The organism is Paraburkholderia sprentiae WSM5005, from assembly GCF_001865575.2.
GTDB classification, from domain to species: domain Bacteria; phylum Pseudomonadota; class Gammaproteobacteria; order Burkholderiales; family Burkholderiaceae; genus Paraburkholderia; species Paraburkholderia sprentiae.
In genome coordinates, this window is record NZ_CP017561.2 from 2,778,508 (window position 1) to 2,797,321 (window position 18,814).

The following is an 18,814-nucleotide window of genomic DNA, read 5'->3' on the forward strand; positions in this document are numbered from 1 at the left end:
TTACAGAATCCCGATGATTTTCACTTCAAACGCCAGCGCCTGGCCGGCAAGCGGGTGATTGAAGTCGAATAGGGCCGACGTTTCGCCGACTTCCTTCAACACGCCGGCGTAGCGCCCGCCGCCCGGCGCGTTGAATTCGACCAGGTCACCCGGGGAAAAATCCTCGCCGATCATGCTGTTCTCCCGCAGCGTGGCGAGAGACACGCGCTGGATCAGCTCCGGATTGCGCGGACCGAACGCCTGACCCTGCGCTAGCTGAAAGGTCGAATGGTGGCCCACCTTCAAACCCAGCAAAATACCTTCCAGCGGCGGTGCCAGTTGACCGGCGCCGAGCAGCAGCGTGGCCGGCTTGTCGTTGAACGTGTTGATCACTTCGGCGCCATCGGCAAGGGAAAGCCGGTAATGCAGCGTGACGTGTGAACCGGGTTTCACCTCGGAAATATCGATGATGCTCATGCAATGCTCGCTAAGTCGAAGCGCGCTGCGCGCGTGCGCCGCGGGCGCAGTCGGCGCCTGTGGCAAACCGTCGGAGTGCCGTGCGCAAAGCGTCTATTGTAAGCCACCTAGCGGGCGCCGGCTCGAGTCCGTCGCGCGTGAGCGCGGCATGGCCCTGCGGCGCACTGCGGCCGCGCGCGCCTTCAACCCTACGCAAAGGACTCTGTATTTATGGCTGATTTCGCCAGCACTATCGACCAAACAGCTGCGGCAACGGTGCGACCGAAGCCGCGGGCACGGGCGAGGGGCGGCGCGAAAGCCGCGGCGAATGCGGCGGCCGGGACTTCGTCAGAAGCCGCCGGCTCGACCGCCCGCAGCCGCCCGCAACTGTTCCGCGGCAAATGGCACCGGCGCGACATGCCGCGCGAGCGGCTGATCGACCACGGCCCCGACGTGCTGTCGGACACCGAAATGATCGCGCTCGTGCTTGGCTCCGGCTTGCCCGGCCACGATGTGTTCAGCGTCGCACGAGCGCTGCTCGATCGCTTCGGCTCATTGCGGGCGATGCTGGACGCGACTTATGCGGACTTCGACGGCATCCGCGGCATCGGCCCCGCGAAAAAGGCTCAATTGCTCGCGATCATGGAAATGGCGCGCCGCTCGCTCGTCGACAAGATGCGCAAGCGCCCGCTGATGAATTCGCCCGAAGCGGTCGAAAGCTATCTGCGCCTTCTGATCGGCGGACAGCCGCAGGAGGTGTTCGTGTCGCTGTTTCTGGACGCGCGGCATCGGCTCATTCGCTGCGAAGAAAGCGCGCGCGGCTCGCTGACGCGCATGGCGGTCTATCCGCGCGAGATCGTGCGGCGGGCGCTCGCTGCGAACGCCGCCAGCCTGATCGTTGCGCACAATCATCCGTCCGGCGCCGTCGAGCCGAGCGCGAGCGACTGCCGCCTCACGCAGACACTGCGCGATGCACTCGCGCTCGTCGACGTGCAGCTGATCGATCATCTGGTGATCGCCGCGGACAGCGTATACTCGTTCGCCAGAGCCGGCTGGCCGAGGCTCGCGCGCAAGCCCGCTCGAGCGCGTGAAGCACAAGGGCCGCCGCACGGCGCCGTGTCTCGCATCGCAAATAAGGTTTGATTTTGCGGCTTTTTTTCTGCTAGAATTCCGGTTTGCCTATTTCCAACCCCCTGTTCCGAAGCCATCAAGGCGTTCCGCAAAGGTCGGGCAGCTGTGGTAGCGAAGTGCGTCTAAGCAACTTCGCACACCCCTCAGCGCGGCTCTTTTCGGGAAACTTTCACGGCGTTCGAACTCAGAATTAGCGTATTAGGAGTGCTCTCATGGCACGCGTATGCCAAGTAACTGGGAAAGCGCCGATGAGCGGCAACAACGTTTCCCACGCGAACAACAAGACCAAGCGCCGGTTCCTGCCGAACCTGCAAAACCGCCGTATCTGGGTAGAAAGCGAAAACCGTTGGGTGCGTCTGCGCATTTCGAACGCCGGGCTGCGCCTGATCGACAAGAACGGTATCGACGCTGTGCTCGCAGACCTGCGCGCACGCGGTGAAGCCTAAGGAGTAAATCATGGCGAAAGGCGCACGCGACAAGATCAAGCTGGAATCGACCGCTGGCACGGGTCACTTCTACACGACCACGAAGAACAAACGCAACATGCCGGAAAAGATGCTGATCAAAAAATTTGATCCTGTCATCCGCAAGCACGTTGACTACAAGGAAACCAAGATCAAGTAATCTTGGCTCTCCGGCCTGACGAAGGCAAAAACATGAAAAGCCTCGCACCCGTGCGGGGCTTTTTTGTTTTTGCGCGGACCTCACGATAGCGCCGCAATCGCCGCGCGAATCGCCCTATTCCGTTTGGCCAGCTTTCGCTAGTGCGTCGCGGCGCGTATCCTTTGACGTTTTCGCGGCGCGCAGCTCCGCGCGTCGTCGTCGCAAAACGGAAGACGGAGATGTGGGCAATGGAATTCGATGTGGCGATTGTCGGTAGCGGTCTGGCTGGTTTGAGCGTCGCGCTGAATCTCGCGCAGACACGGCGCGTGGCGGTCATCGCTAAGCGATCGCTGACCGAGGGCGCGAGCGACTGGGCGCAAGGTGGCATCGCCGCGGTACTCGATTCGGCGGACAGCGTCGAGAATCACGTGCGCGACACGCTGATCGCAGGCGGCGGCCTCTGCGACGAGGCAGCGACGCGCTTTATCGTCGAGCATGGGCGCGCCGCGATCGAATGGCTGATCGAACAGGGCGTGCCATTTACGAAAGACGACGCCGCCGAACTGGGCTTTCACCTGACGCGCGAAGGCGGTCATAGCCACCGCCGGATCATTCACGCTGCCGATGCGACCGGCCACGCGGTCGTCGCCACCCTCAGCGAACGGGTACGCCAGCATCCGAACATCACCCTGTTTGAAGACCATCACGCGATCGACCTGATCACTTCCGAGCGCCTCGGCCTACCCGGCCGCCGCTGCCATGGCCTATATGCGCTCGATGTGCAAAGCGGCCGCACCGTCACGATCGAAGCGCCGCATACCGTGCTCGCGACCGGCGGCGCCGGCAAGGTCTATCTGTACACGACCAACCCCGACACCGCGACCGGCGACGGCATTGCGATGGCATGGCGCGCCGGCTGCCGCGTGTCGAACCTGGAATTTATCCAGTTCCACCCGACGTGCCTGTTCCACCCGTACGCGAAGTCGTTCCTGATTTCGGAGGCAGTACGCGGCGAAGGCGGCGTTCTGAAGCTGCCGGATGGCACCCGCTTCATGCCCAATCACGACGAGCGCGCGGAGCTTGCCCCGCGCGATATCGTCGCGCGGGCAATCGACTTCGAAATGAAGAAACGGGGCATCGATTGCGTGTACCTCGACATCAGCCACCAGCCGAGCGAGTTCCTGCACGAGCATTTCCCGACGATCCTGGCTCGCTGCCTCGAGTTCGGCATCGACATCACGAAAGAGCCGATTCCCGTGGTGCCGGCCGCGCACTACACGTGCGGCGGCGTCGTCACCGATCTGGCGGGGCGCACGGATCTCGCGGGTCTCTATGCGGTCGGCGAAACGTCGTGCACCGGCCTGCACGGTGCAAACCGGCTCGCCAGCAATTCGTTGCTCGAATGCCTCGTGATCGGCCGTTCGGCCGCCCAGGCGATCGAAGCGGAGGGCTTTGCCGCCGCCGTCAACGCGCCGCTACCGGACTGGGACGAAAGCCGCGTGTCCGATCCCGACGAGGAGGTCGTGGTCGCGCACAACTGGGACGAGCTGCGCCGGCTGATGTGGAACTACGTCGGCATCGTCCGAACCGACAAGCGGCTCGAGCGCGCGAAGCATCGGCTCGCGCTGCTGCGCGACGAGATCGACGAGTACTACGCGAATTTCAAGGTGAGCCGCGATCTGTTGGAGCTGCGCAATCTGGTCGACGTGGCGTCGCTGATCGTCGACGGCGCGCGCTCGCGACGCGAAAGCCGCGGCCTGCATTTCAGCCGCGACTGGCCGGCCACCTTGCCCAAGGCGCTGCCGACAGTGCTGTCGCCGGAGTATGTGCGCAGGCCGAATACCTGATGGCACTGCGTCGAAACATGCGCTGAAACGGCGTCGCAAACGACAAGGCCATTGCCGGAAAACTCCGGCAATGGCCTTCTTGTTCAGTCGTCGCGAGCGTTGGTTACTGCGCTAAAACGCGCGACGCTCAAACGATCCGCATCGAGTAGTCGGTCGCGCGCACGTCCTTCGTCAGCGCGCCGATCGACACGCGGTCCACGCCCGTCTCCGCGATCGTACGCACGGTCTCGAAATTCACGCCGCCGGACACCTCGAGCACCGCGCGCCCCGCCGCGATACGAACCGCGTCCCGCATCATGTCGAACGAGAAGTTGTCGAGCAGGATCGACTGCGCGCGATGTGCAAGCGCGGTTTCCAGTTGTTCGAGCGTTTCGACTTCGATCTGGATCGGTACGCCCGCGTCCAACGCGAGCGCCGCATCCATCGCTGCACCCACGCCGCCGGCCGCGGCGATATGGTTTTCCTTGATCAGAATGCCGTCGTATAGCGCGAGCCGCTGGTTCGCACCGCCACCGATGCGCACCGCGTACTTCTGCGCGAGCCGCAAGCCCGGCAGCGTCTTGCGCGTATCGAGAACGCGCGTGCGCGTGTGCGCAATCGCGTCGACATAGCGGCGCGTCGCACTCGCCACGCCCGACAGCAGTTGCAGAAAATTCATCGCGTTACGTTCGGCGCTCAGCAGCGCACGCACCGGCCCGCGCAGATCGCAGACCGTCGTGTCGGCGCTCATGCGCTCGCCCTCGCGATAACGCCATTGCACTTCGATGCGCGGATCGACCGAGCGCATCACTGCGTCGAACCACGGCACGCCGCACACTACCGCATCCTCGCGCACGATGATGCGCGCGTTGCGGACGTCATCGGCGGGCACGAGGCGGCCAGTCTGATCGCCGCTGCCGATATCTTCAGCAAGCGCATCGGCGACATTGCGCGCGAGCGCCGCGTCGAACGCCGCGCCGTATTGCGCATGGATCTCCGCGAAAAGCGGCGACACTGCGTTGCCCCCTTCGCGCGCCGCCGCCTGCTCAGGTACCTTCTCCACCACCGTCATCACGCTGCCCCCACGTTCGAATACAGTTGCGCGTCGCGCGCGAGATCGCCGCTCGCTTGCACGCGCTTCTTGTGACGCGCCGCGAAATCGAGCATGCGGTCGATCGGCAGACGCGCGCGCTCGCCGATCGACCGATCGACGAAAATTTCGTTGTGGCCGCGCTCGAGCACATCGGCCAGGTTGGCGAGGCCGTTCATCGCCATCCAGGGGCAATGCGCGCAGCTCTTGCAGGTCGCGCTGTTGCCGGCCGTCGGCGCGGCAATCAGCGTCTTGCCGGGCGCGGCGAGTTGCATCTTGTGCAAGATGCCGAGGTCGGTCGCGACGATGAAATGCGTCGCGTCGAGTTTCTGCGCGGCGTCGATCAACTGCGTGGTGGAACCGACCACGTCGGCCTGCGCGACCACGTTGGCCGGCGACTCCGGATGCACGAGCACCTTCGCCTGCGGATAGTCGGCGCGCAGCAGATCGAGCTCGATGCCCTTGAATTCATCGTGCACGAGACACGAGCCCTGCCACATCAGCATGTCCGCGCCGGTCTTGCCCTGGATGTAGCCGCCGAGATGACGGTCCGGCGCCCAGATGATCTTCTGGCCTCGCGCATGCAGATCGGCAACGATCTCCAGCCCGATCGACGACGTTACCATCCAGTCCGCGCGCGCCTTCACGGCCGCGCTCGTGTTCGCGTACACGACCACGGTGCGCTCCGGGTGTTCGTCGCAGAACGCCGAAAACTCGTCGACCGGACAGCCGAGGTCGAGCGAACAGGTCGCATCAAGATCCGGCATCAGAATGCGCTTGTCTGGACTGAGAATCTTGGCGGTCTCGCCCATGAAGCGCACGCCCGCGACCACCAGCGTCTGCGCTTCGTGGTCGCGCCCGAAACGCGCCATTTCCAGTGAATCGGCCACGCAGCCGCCGGTTTCGTCGGCGAGCGCCTGCAATTCGGCGTCGACATAATAATGCGCGACCAGCACCGCTTTCTCGCGCTCAAGTAATGCGCCAATGCGCGCCTTCAGCGCCCGCTTCTCTTCCGCGGACGGCGTCTCGGGCACCTTAGCCCACGCCTGCCCGATCCCGCAGGCCGTGCCCTGCGCCCGAGGCCGATCGTACTCGACGGTCCTGATCGCTTGCTGCTTCATCATCTCCTCCGCCCTCGCGTGGCCGCCGCGGCTTGCCACTCGCGCTGCACGCGCGATGCTTTTCCACGGCCCAAAAATGCAAAACCCCGCCAACGCGGGGTTTTGTGACGTCCTGAAATTTTAATGGATTTCAGGCATAGCGACGCAGTCGCATCGCGAAGTCCTGCAACGCCTTGATACCGCTCTGCTCGGCGCGATGGCACCAGTCCTGCAATTGCACCAGCAGTTGCTCGCGCGACGTGTTGGAGCGCTCCCACATCGCCGCGAGTTCGTTGCGCATGTCGATGTAGGTCTTCAGCTTCTGGCTGTTGGCGAAAATCTGCGGCAACTGGAGCTTCTGCGGCTCGTTCAGGCCCGCTTCTTCCTTGTGGAACCAGCTACGCGCGCCGCGCATCACCTGATATTTTTCGCGTGCGCCGACTTCCTTGAGATGCGCGAGCTCCTGGCGGTACGCGCGCTTGATCGCCTTCGCGTAACGCGCCATCACTTCGTAGCGGTTCGCGAGCACGGCCTGCAGCGTGTCCTGATCGAGCACCAGTTTGCCTGTGGTCAGGCGCGGCGTCGGTGCGACCTTCTTCACCTTGGCCAGACGGAACGCCTGCATGATGCGGATGTACATCCAGCCAATGTCGAACTCGTACCACTTATTCGACAACTTCGCCGACGTCGCGTACGTGTGGTGATTGTTATGCAGCTCCTCGCCACCGATGATGATGCCCCACGGGAAAATGTTGGTGCTTGCATCCGACGAATTGAAGTTGCGATAGCCCCAGAAATGCGCGAGTCCATTGACCACGCCCGCGGCCCAGAAAGGAATCCACACCATCTGCACGGCCCAGATGGTCAGGCCGACGACGCCGAACAACGCGACGTTGATCACCATCATCAGGCTCACACCGAGGATCGGGTACTTGGTGTAGACGCTGCGCTCCATCCAGTCGTTCGGCGTACCGTGACTGAACTTGCGCATCGTTTCTTCGTTTTTCGCTTCGGTGCGATAGAGTTCGGCACCTTCGAGCAGCACCTTCCAGATGCCGCGCGTCTGCGGGCTGTGCGGATCCTCTTCGGTCTCGCACTTCGCGTGGTGCTTGCGGTGAATCGCGGCCCACTGCCCGGTTAGCATGCCCGTGGTCATCCACAACCAGAAGCGGAAAAAATGACTGGCGATCGGGTGCAGTTCCAGCGCGCGATGCGCCTGGCAGCGATGCAGATAGACGGTCACGCCGATGATCGTGATGTGCGTCGCGATCAGCGTGTACACGACGAGTTGCCACCACGAGAAATGCAGCAGCCCGTGGGCAAGGAAATCGAGCAAAGAATTCAACAAGGTAAGTTACCTGCGGAACGAGAGATACGGACCACACGCGGCGCATGTGTCATGAAAGTGAAAGCATACAGTGGGATAGGACGATATTCTACTTGAAGCGTTCCAAGTGTTTGTAACAAATAGGGATTTTTTGTACGCCATCAAGTGGGTAGCGGTTACCCGGGCACTGACGCATGTCTCGCCGGCGCGCGGAGCGGGGCTTAACGGCGGTCGTTGACGGCCCCGTTGGCGGCCCCGTCGACGGCCCCGAGCGACGAATCGGACGTGGCGTCGGCAACCGGATCGGTCATCGCTACCGGGTGCCGCATCGCGCCGCCCGTCGGACCGACAATGCGCACCTCGCGTTGCGCGAGCGGAATCGTGATGCCGTGCTCGGAAAACAGACGCCAGATGTTGCGGTTGACCGTCGAGCGGACGCCCCCGTGCCGTTTGCCGCATCCTCGATCCAGAAGCCCAGCTCGAGATTGATGCCGTCCGGGCCGAAGCCGACCAGAAATGGCGTCGGCGCCGGTTCGCGCAGCACGCGCGGGACGTCGACGGCGGCCTGGGCGAGCAGGGTCATCGCCTGCTCGACGTCCGATGTGTAGGCGATCTGCACGGCCGCTTTTGCGTAGCCGCGAGTCAGATACGACGACTGATTCTGTACGACGTCGGTGATCAGCTTTTCGTTCGGAACCAGCGTTTCGATGCCGTCCAGCCCGCGCACGACGGTATAGCGCGTGCGGATCTGCGTGACGCGGCCCTGCAGGCCGCTCACGTTGATCGTGTCGCCGATCCGTAACGAGCGGTCGAGCAGAATGATGAAACCCGACACGTAGTTGCTCGCGATCTTCTGCATGCCGAAGCCGAGCCCGACGCCGAACGCGCCGCCGAACACCCCGAGCACGGTGATGTCGATCCCGACGATCGACAGGCTGATCAGGACTGCCGCGAGCACGAAGGCCGCGCGGCCGACACGTGCGACCACCACCTTCAGGTTCGCGTCGAGCGTCTTCGAGCGCATCAGACGGTCTTCGAACGACGAGCCGAGCCACATTGCGACGATCATCGTGACGCCGACCCACAACAGCCCCGTGATCAGCGATAGCAGCGTCATGTGCGCATTGCCGATGCGAAAGCTCACGCTGTCCATCCATGCGATCACGGCGTGCTGAATGCCCAACAGCGTGAGCACCATGCCGATCCACACGACCACCGACACGATCTTCTCAACGAGAAACAGCCACGGATGCTCACCGCCGCCGCGGTTGAATACCCGCCGCGCGAAGAAGAACACGATGTAGATCAGTCCGATGCCGGCGAGCGGCACCAACGCCAGATCGAGCAGCGCGGTGTCCATGAACTGGTCGGCGATCGCCCGCGCGAGCCACACGAGCGCCGCGCCGATCAGCGGAAACGCCGCGCGGTCGAGGCTTTCCATGCCAAAACGCAGGCTCTCGTAACGCGGCAGCTGCGGCCGCACGATCTGACGGCGCAAGGTTCGCGCGAGCAGCCATGCGACCACCAGCGTTGCGAGCAGGATCGCGACTTGCCACAGCATCACGGGCTGACCGAAGTCGCGCGCGATGCCGCTGAACATGTGGGGAAAAGTCGTACGCATGAATGGCGCGGCCTGCAGCCGGTTGCCTAGCTCTGGCGCTCCAGTACGGCGGCGAAAAAGCCGTCAGTCGCGTGGCGGTGCGGCCACAGCGACAGGTAGTCGCCCATCTCCAGCTCGATGCGCTGCTCGGCGAGGACGTCGCGCGCGGGCACCAGCGCGAAATCCAGGTGATCGGCGAGGAACTGCTGCACGACCGCCTCGTTTTCCGCTTCGAGAATCGAGCACGTCGCATAGATGAGCCGGCCGCCCTTTTTCACCAGACGCGCCGCGCTCGCGAGAATCGACGCCTGCTTCGGCGCCAGCTCGGCGACCGACTCCGGCGACTGGCGCCACTTCAGGTCGGGATTGCGACGCAGCGTGCCGAGCCCGCTGCACGGTGCATCGACGAGCACGCGGTCGATCTTGCCAGCCAGACGCTTGATCTTCGCGTCGTGTTCGCTGTCGATCAGCACCGGGTTCACGTTCGACAGGCCGCTGCGTGCGAGACGCGGCTTCAGCTTCGCGAGACGCCGCTCGGAGATGTCGAACGCGTACAGCCGGCCGGTCGAGCGCATCGCCGCGCCGAGCGCCAGCGTCTTGCCGCCCGCGCCCGCGCAGAAATCGACGACCATCTCGCCGCGCCGCGGCGCGACCAGCGAGCACAGCAGCTGGCTGCCCTCGTCCTGCACTTCGAGCCAGCCTTGCTGGAACGCGTCGAGCTTGGTGAGCGCCGGCTTGCCGACCACGCGCACCCCGAGCGGCGCGAACGGAGTCGCGCCCGCCTCGATGCCGGCCTTCGACAGCGCGCCCAGCACGTCGTCGCGGCTCGCCTTGATCGGGTTTGCGCGCAGATCGAGCGGCGCCGGGTAATTCAGCGCGGCGGCCAGCTGTGCTAGCTCGTCGGGCTCGAAGCGCGTGCTGAGCGCCTCGCTGATCCAGCCGGGCAGATTCAGGCGAATCCGCAGCGGCAGGCTTTCCGGGTCGATCTTCGCCACGTGTTCGAGCCACGTCGCCTCGGCTTCGGTGACGAACGGCTTCAGCGCCGAGCGTCCGGCCGTTTGCATCAGGCCCAGCAGCGCCATGCGGCGCGCCGGGCTGCCGGCGCCGCTTTCGGCCAGATGCGCGAATTCCATCCGGCGGCGCAGCACCGCGAACACCGCCTCGGCGATCAGGCCGCGCTCGGCGTGCCCGAGCTTCGGATGCGCGCGGAAGAAGCGGCTCGTGGTGGCGTCGGCGGGGCCGTTCAGCCGCAGCACTTCGGCCAGCAGCGTTTCAGTTTGTCCAATCAGAAAACCATGCAATCTCATGCGCCCTCTCCGGCGGTGTGACCGGCAAAGAGCCATTGCGGCTCCGACGGCGTAAGCGTGACGCGCGAGCCGTCCAGAGCGAGACGCCCTTCGACGAACCAGCGCACCGCGCGTGGATAAATGATGTGCTCGGTGGCGAGCACGCGTGCGGCGAGCGTCTGTGCGGTATCGCCCGCCTCGACAGGCACGGCCGACTGCGCGACGATCGGCCCGTAGTCGAGCCTTGACGTGACGAAATGCACCGACGCGCCATGCAGTCGCACACCGGCGTCGAGCGCCTGCTGGTGGGTGTTCAGGCCCGGAAAGCTCGGCAGCAGTGACGGGTGTACGTTCAGCATGCGCCCGGCGTAATGGTCGACGAAGCGCTCGGTCAGCACGCGCATGAAGCCCGCAAGCGCGACGAGATCCGGCGCGAACGCGTCGATCTGCTCGGCGAGGACCGCGTCGAAGCTGTCGCGATCCGGAAACTGGCGATGGTCGACCACCGCCGTGGCAATGCCCTGCGACGCCGCGAATGCGAGCCCCACGGCATCGGGACGGTTGGCAATCACGGCGGCGACGCGCGCCGGCCAGCTCTCGCTTGCGCAGGCGCGCACGATGGCTTCCATGTTGCTGCCCCGTCCGGAAATCAGGATGACGAGTTTTTTCATGCGCGGATTTTATCATTCGGCAACCGCGGGACCGCTGCCGCGCAGCCGTCTGTTGCGCCAAGCGTTTATAATCGATTGTTTTGCGGCAACCTGCCCGCGCCCCTATTGCAACCGCAGCGTCTGCTGCAACCCGCTATCGTGAGAGTCTTCCGCGGTCTTCCCAATGCCGAGAGCCGCGCGCCTTGCGCGCTGACCATCGGCAACTTCGACGGTGTCCACCGCGGCCACCAGGCTCTGCTCGCGCACGTGCGCGCGGCCGCCAACGCGCGTGGCCTGCCCGTCTGCGTGATGACCTTCGAGCCGCACCCGCGCGAGTTCTTCAACCCGGCCGGCGCGCCGCCACGCATCGCGATGCTGCGCGACAAGCTCGAGGCGCTGCGCACCAATGGTGTCGACCGGGTCGTCGTCGAGCACTTCAACCACACGTTCGCGAGCCAGTCGCCAGACGCGTTCGTCGAGCGGATCATCGTCAACGGGTTGCACGCGCGCTGGATCATGATCGGCGACGACTTCCGCTACGGCGCGAAACGCGCCGGCGATTTCGCGTCGCTGCAGGCGGCCGGCGACCACTACGGTTTCGAAGTCGAACAGATGGCGACGGTCGCCGATCCGTCGGGCGCGCGTATTTCGAGCTCGGGCGTGCGCGCGGCGCTGGTCGCCGGCGACCTCGACGCGGCGCGCGCCGCGCTCGGCCGCGACTATCTGATCAGCGGCCACGTCATGCACGGCATGAAGCTCGGCCGCGATCTTGGCTTTCCGACGCTCAATGTGCCGATCGCGCACAAGCGCCCAGCGCTGGCCGGCATCTTCGTCGTGCAGGTGCATGGCATCGCCGAGCAACCGCTGCCGGGCGTCGCGAGCCTCGGCCTGCGCCCCACCGTCGACGATTCCGGCCGCGTGCTGCTCGAAGTGCACCTGCTCGACTGGCACGGCGACGCGTATGGCAAACTGGTGCGCGTCGAATTTCTGAAGAAGTTGCGCGACGAGGAGAAATTCGTCGACCTCGAAACGCTGAGCGCCGCGATCGCGCGCGACGTCGCCAATGCACGCGCATGGTTCGCCGCGCTCGGCGCCGGCACGCCGGGCAGCCGTTCCACCGGTTTCGCCACCTCGGCCACCGACCGAATTAGATAACAGCGCGGTTCCGGCCGGCGCGCCGCGCCGCTCGAACCGTCGCCGCGCACACCGAAGGGCGTCCGGGCTTCATGCGGAGCCGCCTGCCGGGCGCGTCCCACGCTCATCGCGCATCGCGCGCAATCCGCGCGCCGCTACGCTTAGAAACGAATTCACCGCCACCCACATCATGAGCAACAAGAAAGCCGATTCGAAACCGCAGTCCCGCTACCCGGTCAACCTGCTCGACACGCCGTTTCCGATGCGCGGCGACCTGCCCAAACGCGAGCCGCAATGGGTCAAGGAATGGCAGGAAAACAAGGTCTACGACAAGATCCGCGCCGCCTCGAAGGGCCGCGACAAGTTCATCCTGCATGACGGCCCGCCGTATGCGAACGGCGACATCCACCTCGGCCACGCGGTGAACAAGATTCTCAAGGACATGATCGTCAAGGCGCGCAATCTGGCGGGCTTCGACGCGGTCTACGTGCCGGGCTGGGACTGCCACGGCATGCCGATCGAAATCCAGATCGAGAAGCAGTTCGGCAAGTCGCTGCCCGCCGCCGAAGTGATGCAGAAGGCGCGTGCCTACGCGAGCGAGCAGATCGAGAAGCAGAAAGCCGGCTTCCGCCGTCTGGGCGTGCTCGGCGACTGGGACAATCCGTACAAGACGATGAACTTCGCGAACGAAGCCGGCGAAATCCGCGCGCTCGCGAAAATCATGGAAAAAGGCTACGTGTTCCGCGGCCTGAAGCCGGTCAACTGGTGTTTCGACTGCGGCTCGGCGCTCGCCGAAGCGGAAGTCGAGTACAAGGACAAGACCGATCCGACCATCGACGTGCTGTTCAGCTTCGCCGAACCGCAGAAGACCGCGCAGGCGTTCGGCCTCGCCGCGCTGCCGCGCGACGAAGGCGGCATCGTGATCTGGACCACCACGCCGTGGACCATTCCCGCCAACCAGGCGCTGAACCTGCATCCGGAAATCGTCTACGCGCTCGTCGACACGCCGCGCGGCCTGCTGATCCTCGCTGAGGAACGGGTCGAGGCGTGCCTGAAGCTATACGGCCTCGAAGGCACGATCGTCGCGACGACGCCGGGCGAAAAGCTCGTGAACCTGCGCTTCAACCACCCGCTCGCGTCCGCGCATCCGGGCTACAAGCGCACAGCGCCCGTCTATCTCGGCGACTACGTGACGACTGAAACCGGCACCGGCATCGTGCACTCGTCGCCCGCGTACGGCGTGGAAGACTTCGTGTCGTGCAAGGCGCACGGCATGGCCGACTCGGACATCATCAACCCGGTGATGGGCGACGGGCGCTACATCGAATCGCTCGCGCTGTTCGGCGGCCTGTCCATCTGGGCGGCGAATCCGCAGATCGTCGAGGCGCTGCAAGGCGCCGGCTCGCTGCTGCGCACCGAAAAGTACACGCACAGCTACATGCACTGCTGGCGCCACAAGACGCCGATCATCTACCGTGCCACTTCGCAGTGGTTCGCCGGCATGGACGTGAAGCCGAACGACAGCGACAAGACGCTGCGCGAAACCGCGCTCGAAGGCATCGAAAATACAGCGTTCTATCCGTCGTGGGGCAAGCAGCGTCTCTTCAGCATGATCGCGAACCGCCCGGACTGGACGCTGTCGCGTCAGCGTCAATGGGGCGTGCCGATGGCGTTCTTCGTGCACAAGGAAACCGGCGAGTTGCATCCGCGCACGCTCGAACTGCTCGAACAGGTCGCGCAGCGCGTCGAGAAAGAAGGCATCGAGGCATGGCAGACGCTCGATTCGCGCGACCTGATCGGCGACGACGCCAACCTGTACGAAAAGAATCGCGACACGTTAGACGTGTGGTTCGACTCGGGCACCACGCACTGGCACGTGCTGCGCGGCTCGCACAAGGACGAGCTGCAGTTCCCCGCCGACCTGTACCTCGAAGGCTCGGACCAGCATCGCGGCTGGTTCCATTCGTCGCTGCTGACCGCGTCGATGCTCGACGGCCGCCCGCCCTACAACGCGCTGCTCACGCACGGCTTCACGGTCGACGGCGAAGGCCGCAAGATGAGCAAGTCGCTCGGCAACGGCATCGATCCGCATGAAGTCGCTAACCGCCTCGGCGCGGAAATCATCCGCCTGTGGATCGCGTCGACCGACTACTCGGGCGAACTCGCGATCTCCGAGGAAATCCTCAAGCGCGTGACGGAAGGCTATCGGCGCATCCGCAACACGCTGCGCTTCCTGCTCGCGAACCTGTCGGACTTCGACTTCGCGCAGCATGCGCGTCCGGTCGAAGACTGGCTCGAAATCGACCGTTACGCGGTGGCGCTGTCGGCGAATTTGCAGAACGACATCCTTGCGCACTACGAGAAGTACGAGTTCCACCCGGTCGTCGCGAAGCTGCAGACATTCTGCTCGGAAGACCTGGGCGGTTTCTACCTCGATGTGCTGAAGGACCGCCTGTACACAACCGCGGCGGATTCGGTCGCGCGCCGCTCGGCACAAACCGCGCTCTACCACATCGCGCACGGCCTGTTGCGCGTGATGGCGCCGTTCTTGTCGTTCACCGCGGAAGAAGCGTGGAAGGTGTTCCAGCCCGATAGCGAAACGATCTTCACCGAGACGTACCACACCTACCCGGCCGTGCCCGACGCGGGCGCGCTGCTCGACAAGTGGACGCTGCTGCGCGCGGTGCGCGGTGATGTGACCAAGGCGCTGGAAGAGGCGCGGGTCGCGAACCTGATCGGTTCGTCGCTGCAAGCGGAAGTTGAAATCCGCGCGAGCGGCGCGCGTTACGACGCGCTGGCGAGCCTCGGCGACGACTTGAAGTTCGTGCTGATCACGTCGGCGGCGAACGTGGTCAAGGTCGGCAGCGAAGCGGACGAAGGCGTTGAAGTGATCGCCTCGAAGTACCTGAAGTGCGAGCGCTGCTGGCACTATCGCGCGGACGTCGGCGCGAACCCCGAGCATCCGTCGCTGTGCGGCCGTTGCCTCAGCAATCTGTTCGGCAGTGGCGAAACCAGGAGCGCGGCATAATGGCGAGAACCGTGTCGAAAACGTCCAGCGCAAGCAGTTCGCTCGCACCCTGGCTCGGCATCGCGCTGATCGTCATCCTGTTCGACCAGCTGACGAAAATCGCCGTGCGCAAAGTGTTCGCCTACGGTGTGCCGCACGAGGTCACGCCATTCTTCAACCTGATCCTCGTGTTCAACCGCGGCGCCGCGTTCAGTTTCCTCGCGATGGCGGGCGGCTGGCAGCGCTGGGCATTCACCGCGCTCGGTGTGGTCGCCGCGCTCGTGATCTGCTATCTGCTCAAGCGCCACAGCGGGCAGAAAATGTTCTGTACGGCGCTCGCGCTGATTCTCGGCGGCGCGCTCGGCAATGTGATCGACCGGCTCGCGTATGGCCACGTGATCGACTTCCTCGATTTCCACGTGGGTGGCTGGCACTGGCCGGCGTTCAATCTCGCCGACAGCGCGATCACGATCGGCGCGGTCCTGCTCGTGATCGACGAACTGCGGCGGGTGCGCGGCACACGCTAACGTCGCCGATGTGAGGCACGGCTGCGGTTACGCGCGCCGTGCCCCGCGTCCGGTTTGAAACGCGCGGCGGCAACGGCGGGCAACGCCCTCGCGCGCCGCAGCGCGATCACGCTTTGTCGGAGGCTTTCGTTGGCAACCGCAGAACTCGCAGGCAAACACCTCGTCCTCGGCATGACGGGCGGCATCGCCTGCTACAAGATCGCCGAACTCACGCGTCTGCTGACCAAGGCAGGCGCGACCGTGCAGGTCGTCATGACCGAGGCCGCGACCCAGTTCATCACCCCCGTCACGATGCAGGCACTGTCGGGCCGGCCGGTCTACACGAGCCAGTGGGACGGTCGCGTGCCGAACAACATGGCGCATATCGATCTGTCGCGCGAAGCCGATGCGATCGTGATCGCGCCGGCGTCGACCGACTTCCTCGCGAAGCTCGCGCACGGCATGGCCGACGATCTGCTGTCGACGCTGTGCATTGCGCGCGACTGTCCGCTGCTCGTCGTGCCGGCGATGAACCGGCAGATGTGGCAGAACCCGGCCACGCAACGCAACGTCGCGCAGCTGCGCGCGGACGGCGTCGAAGTGCTCGGCCCCGATTCGGGCCCGCAGGCCTGCGGCGAGATCGGCGATGGCCGCATGCTCGAAGCGGCCGCGACCTACGAGGCGATCGCGTCGTTCTTCGCGCCGAAAACCCTGTCGGGTCGGCGCGTGCTGCTGACCGCCGGACCGACCTTCGAACCGCTCGACCCGGTGCGCGGCATCACGAATCGCTCGAGCGGCAAGATGGGCTTCGCGCTCGCGCGCGCCGCGCAGCAAGCCGGCGCCGACGTACGCGTCGTGGCAGGGCCAGTCGCACTGGAAACGCCGTGGGGCGTGTTCCGCGAGGACGTGCAGACCGCGCAACAGATGTACGACGCGGTCATGCGCGCCGTCGCGGACGCGGATATTTTCATCGGCGTGGCGGCGGTGGCCGACTGGCGCGTCGACCTCGTCAGCGACCAGAAGATCAAGAAGACCGCCGAGCGCACGCTGCCGAGTTTTTCATTCGTCGAAAATCCGGACATTCTCGGCGCGGTCGCAAGGCTGCCGAAGCCGCCGTTCGCGGTCGGCTTCGCCGCGGAGAGCGACAACCTCGAAGTCCACGGCGAGCAAAAGCGCGCGCGCAAGAACGTGCCGCTGCTGATCGGCAATCTGGGCCCGCAAACGTTCGGACTCGACGACAACGAAGTGATCCTGTTCGAGGCAGGCCGCGCGACGAAGCTGCCACGCGCCGACAAGCAGACGCTCGCGCGGGCGCTGATCACGGAAATCGCGAAGCGGCTGCCGCCCGACACCAGGCCGGTGGGCTGAACGAGCGCACCGCAGCGGTTCGATGTGGTCCCGCCGCCCTTCCCTCGTTGAGCCGATCGGAATCATCTGGAGCACTACTGCCATGACGCTACTCTCCGTGCTCGATCAAACACCGGTGATCGCCGGCCATTCGGTGACGGACGCGATCGCCGCCACCGTCGAACTCGCGCAGCTCGCCGACGACCTCGGCTACACGCGCTACTGGTGCGCCGAGCACCACGGCCTGCGCGGCGTGTCGAATCCCTGCCCGGAAGTGATGCTGGCGCGCCTGGGCAGCGTGACCAAACGCATCCGCATCGGCTCGGGCGGCATCATGCTGCCGTACTACAGCCCGTTCAAGGTCGCCGAGCAGTTCATGATGCTCGAGGCGCTGTTTCCCAACCGCGTCGATCTCGGCATCGGACGTGCGCCGGGCGGGGACATGCGCACCGCGCAGGCGGTTGCCGCCGGCGCTTACAATCGCGGCGAGCTTTTCGCGCAGCAGGCCGCCGAGCTGCTTAACCTCATGCGCGGCACGCTACCCGACGACCACCTCGCGCACGGCGTGCTGCTGCAGCCGGAGATCGATACGCGCCCGCAGTTGTGGATGCTCGGCTCGAGCGAATTCGGTGGTCTGCTCGCGGCGCAGCTCGGCATTCGCTTCTCGTTCGCGCATTTCATCAACGCGCATTTCGGCAAGCAGGTCGCGCTTGCGTATCGCGAGCGCTTTCAGCCCGGTAACGAGACGTCGCAGCCGTACCTGGCGGCCGCGGTCTTCGTGATCTGCGCGGATACGGAGCAGGAAGCCGCCGACCTCGAAAAGGCCGTGGACCTGCGTCGCGTGCAGATGGCGTATGGCCTGAACGAACCGATACCGACGATCGAGCAAGGCATCGCGCAGGAATATGGCGAGCGCGAACAGCTCGTGATCGACCGGGAAAAGCCGCGCAGCATCATCGGCACGCCCGAGCGCGTGACCGAGCGGCTCACGGATTTGCAGCAACAGTTCCAGGCCGACGAGCTGATGGTGCTGACCGTCGCCGGCAGTTATCGCGCGCGGTTGCGCTCCTATGAACTGCTCGCCGACGCTTTCCAGCTCGGCTCGAACAACGCGGCTTGATCGCAGAGTTTTTGCCGGTCGTCTGCCGCGTGCCCCTTCACCAAACCCACACCCACTTGAACCTGAATGAAACTCGACCTGAAGATTCTCGATCAGCGCATGCGCGAACAGCTCCCCGCCTACGCAACGACCGGTAGCGCCGGCCTCGATTTGCGCGCCTGTCTCGACGAACCGCTGACCCTGAAGCCCGGCGAAACTGCGCTGGTGCCGACCGGACTCGCGATCCACGTCGGCGATCCCGGTTATGCGGCGCTGATTCTGCCGCGCTCAGGCCTTGGCCATAAGCATGGAATCGTGCTCGGCAATCTGGTCGGCCTGATCGATTCCGATTACCAGGGTCAACTGATGATCTCGACGTGGAATCGCGGCCAAACGTCGTTCGTGCTGAATCCAATGGAACGCCTCGCGCAACTGGTGATCGTGCCGGTCGTGCAGGCCGAGTTCAATATCGTCGACGACTTCGAGGAAAGCCTGCGCGGCGCGGGCGGGTTTGGCAGCACCGGCAAGCATTGATGGATTGCTGCGACGCGGCGGCCGGGTCTTTTTAGCGCACGCCGCCAGCAGAAAACCAGAGCATAAAAAAAACGGCGCGGGATCAAACCCGCGCCGTTCTGCTTTCGGCTGCGCCGGCGTAACGCCACGCCGGCCCGAC

16 protein-coding genes and 1 pseudogene are annotated in these 18,814 nt (G+C 64.8%); 10 read left to right on the forward strand and 7 right to left on the reverse strand.

Annotated features, from left to right (window positions below; genetic code table 11):
- Positions 1–456: an FKBP-type peptidyl-prolyl cis-trans isomerase gene (locus BJG93_RS12655; protein WP_027198614.1), complete on the reverse strand. Its 456-nt coding sequence runs from the start codon at positions 454–456 to the stop codon at positions 1–3.
- Between the two features lie 210 nt (positions 457–666).
- On the opposite strand from BJG93_RS12655, the gene radC reads away from it, so the two are divergent.
- From radC to nadB, 4 genes are all read left to right on the forward strand, one after another.
- Positions 667–1,578: a RadC family protein gene (gene radC, locus BJG93_RS12660; protein WP_027198615.1), complete on the forward strand. Its 912-nt coding sequence runs from the start codon at positions 667–669 to the stop codon at positions 1,576–1,578.
- A gap of 200 nt (positions 1,579–1,778) precedes the next feature.
- The gene (gene rpmB, locus BJG93_RS12665; protein WP_027198616.1) at positions 1,779–2,012 is read left to right on the forward strand and encodes a 50S ribosomal protein L28; all 234 of its coding nucleotides are present in this window, start codon (positions 1,779–1,781) and stop codon (positions 2,010–2,012) included.
- Positions 2,013–2,022: 10 nt separating this feature from the next.
- Positions 2,023–2,190 carry a 50S ribosomal protein L33 gene (rpmG, locus tag BJG93_RS12670; RefSeq protein WP_008919555.1) on the forward strand — a complete coding sequence of 56 codons (168 nt, stop codon included), beginning with the start codon at positions 2,023–2,025 and terminating at the stop codon, positions 2,188–2,190.
- Positions 2,191–2,417: 227 nt separating this feature from the next.
- Positions 2,418–4,016, forward strand: coding sequence for an L-aspartate oxidase (gene nadB, locus BJG93_RS12675; RefSeq protein ID WP_027198617.1), 1,599 nt, complete (start codon positions 2,418–2,420; stop codon positions 4,014–4,016).
- 127 nt (positions 4,017–4,143) lie between these two features.
- Here the strand turns inward: nadB and nadC are convergent, their stop codons facing one another.
- The 6 genes and pseudogenes from nadC to purN all read right to left on the reverse strand — a co-directional run bounded on the left by nadC (position 4,144) and on the right by purN (position 11,069).
- On the reverse strand, positions 4,144–5,067 hold the full coding sequence (nadC, locus tag BJG93_RS12680) for a carboxylating nicotinate-nucleotide diphosphorylase (protein WP_027198618.1): 924 nt from the start codon (positions 5,065–5,067) through the stop codon (positions 4,144–4,146).
- On the reverse strand, positions 5,067–6,206 hold the full coding sequence (nadA, locus tag BJG93_RS12685) for a quinolinate synthase NadA (protein ID WP_027198619.1): 1,140 nt from the start codon (positions 6,204–6,206) through the stop codon (positions 5,067–5,069). Before nadA ends, nadC begins: the two co-directional genes overlap by 1 nt.
- 130 nt (positions 6,207–6,336) lie before the next feature.
- Complete coding sequence (locus BJG93_RS12690) at positions 6,337–7,533, reverse strand: DesA family fatty acid desaturase (protein WP_027198620.1); 1,197 nt, start codon at positions 7,531–7,533, stop codon at positions 6,337–6,339.
- A 200-nt stretch (positions 7,534–7,733) separates the two neighbouring features.
- Positions 7,734–9,112 (reverse strand): annotated as a pseudogene (locus tag BJG93_RS12695) (mechanosensitive ion channel family protein).
- Between the two features lie 47 nt (positions 9,113–9,159).
- Positions 9,160–10,419, reverse strand: a complete 1,260-nt coding sequence (locus BJG93_RS12700; RefSeq protein ID WP_027198621.1) for an RsmB/NOP family class I SAM-dependent RNA methyltransferase — start codon at positions 10,417–10,419, stop codon at positions 9,160–9,162.
- Positions 10,416–11,069, reverse strand: coding sequence for a phosphoribosylglycinamide formyltransferase (gene purN / locus BJG93_RS12705; protein WP_027198622.1), 654 nt, complete (start codon positions 11,067–11,069; stop codon positions 10,416–10,418). The genes BJG93_RS12700 and purN overlap by 4 nt, the downstream gene beginning before the upstream one ends.
- 138 nt (positions 11,070–11,207) lie before the next feature.
- Between purN and BJG93_RS12710 the strand changes: the two genes are divergently transcribed.
- From BJG93_RS12710 to dut, 6 genes are all read left to right on the forward strand, one after another.
- Positions 11,208–12,203, forward strand: coding sequence for a bifunctional riboflavin kinase/FAD synthetase (locus BJG93_RS12710; RefSeq protein ID WP_034480122.1), 996 nt, complete (start codon positions 11,208–11,210; stop codon positions 12,201–12,203).
- 169 nt (positions 12,204–12,372) lie between these two features.
- Entirely contained in the window at positions 12,373–15,210 is a 2,838-nt protein-coding gene (gene ileS, locus BJG93_RS12715) for an isoleucine--tRNA ligase (RefSeq protein WP_027198624.1), read from the forward strand.
- Positions 15,210–15,716 (forward strand): signal peptidase II, encoded by a 507-nt coding sequence (lspA, locus tag BJG93_RS12720; RefSeq protein WP_027198625.1) that lies wholly within the window; start codon positions 15,210–15,212, stop codon positions 15,714–15,716. The genes ileS and lspA overlap by 1 nt, the downstream gene beginning before the upstream one ends.
- 129 nt (positions 15,717–15,845) lie before the next feature.
- A complete protein-coding gene (gene coaBC / locus BJG93_RS12725) occupies positions 15,846–17,063 on the forward strand; it encodes a bifunctional phosphopantothenoylcysteine decarboxylase/phosphopantothenate--cysteine ligase CoaBC (RefSeq protein WP_027198626.1) in 1,218 nt (405 codons plus the stop codon).
- An 82-nt stretch (positions 17,064–17,145) separates the two neighbouring features.
- Positions 17,146–18,162: an LLM class flavin-dependent oxidoreductase gene (locus tag BJG93_RS12730; RefSeq protein WP_027198627.1), complete on the forward strand. Its 1,017-nt coding sequence runs from the start codon at positions 17,146–17,148 to the stop codon at positions 18,160–18,162.
- 66 nt (positions 18,163–18,228) lie between these two features.
- A complete protein-coding gene (dut, locus tag BJG93_RS12735) occupies positions 18,229–18,675 on the forward strand; it encodes a dUTP diphosphatase (protein WP_027198628.1) in 447 nt (148 codons plus the stop codon).
- Positions 18,676–18,814 lie beyond the last annotated feature (139 nt).

Bases quoted from the DNA above. Each gene is read 5' to 3' on its own strand.
- BJG93_RS12655 (WP_027198614.1), bottom strand. From the start codon at position 456: ATGAGCATCATCGATATTTCCGAGGTGAAACCCGGTTCACACGTCACG.
- radC (WP_027198615.1), top strand. From the start codon at position 667: ATGGCTGATTTCGCCAGCACTATCGACCAAACAGCTGCGGCAACGGTG.
- rpmB (WP_027198616.1), top strand. From the start codon at position 1,779: ATGGCACGCGTATGCCAAGTAACTGGGAAAGCGCCGATGAGCGGCAAC.
- rpmG (WP_008919555.1), top strand. From the start codon at position 2,023: ATGGCGAAAGGCGCACGCGACAAGATCAAGCTGGAATCGACCGCTGGC.
- nadB (WP_027198617.1), top strand. From the start codon at position 2,418: ATGGAATTCGATGTGGCGATTGTCGGTAGCGGTCTGGCTGGTTTGAGC.
- nadC (WP_027198618.1), bottom strand. From the start codon at position 5,067: ATGACGGTGGTGGAGAAGGTACCTGAGCAGGCGGCGGCGCGCGAAGGG.
- nadA (WP_027198619.1), bottom strand. From the start codon at position 6,206: ATGAAGCAGCAAGCGATCAGGACCGTCGAGTACGATCGGCCTCGGGCG.
- BJG93_RS12700 (WP_027198621.1), bottom strand. From the start codon at position 10,419: ATGAGATTGCATGGTTTTCTGATTGGACAAACTGAAACGCTGCTGGCC.
- purN (WP_027198622.1), bottom strand. From the start codon at position 11,069: ATGAAAAAACTCGTCATCCTGATTTCCGGACGGGGCAGCAACATGGAA.
- ileS (WP_027198624.1), top strand. From the start codon at position 12,373: ATGAGCAACAAGAAAGCCGATTCGAAACCGCAGTCCCGCTACCCGGTC.
- lspA (WP_027198625.1), top strand. From the start codon at position 15,210: ATGGCGAGAACCGTGTCGAAAACGTCCAGCGCAAGCAGTTCGCTCGCA.
- BJG93_RS12730 (WP_027198627.1), top strand. From the start codon at position 17,146: ATGACGCTACTCTCCGTGCTCGATCAAACACCGGTGATCGCCGGCCAT.
- dut (WP_027198628.1), top strand. From the start codon at position 18,229: ATGAAACTCGACCTGAAGATTCTCGATCAGCGCATGCGCGAACAGCTC.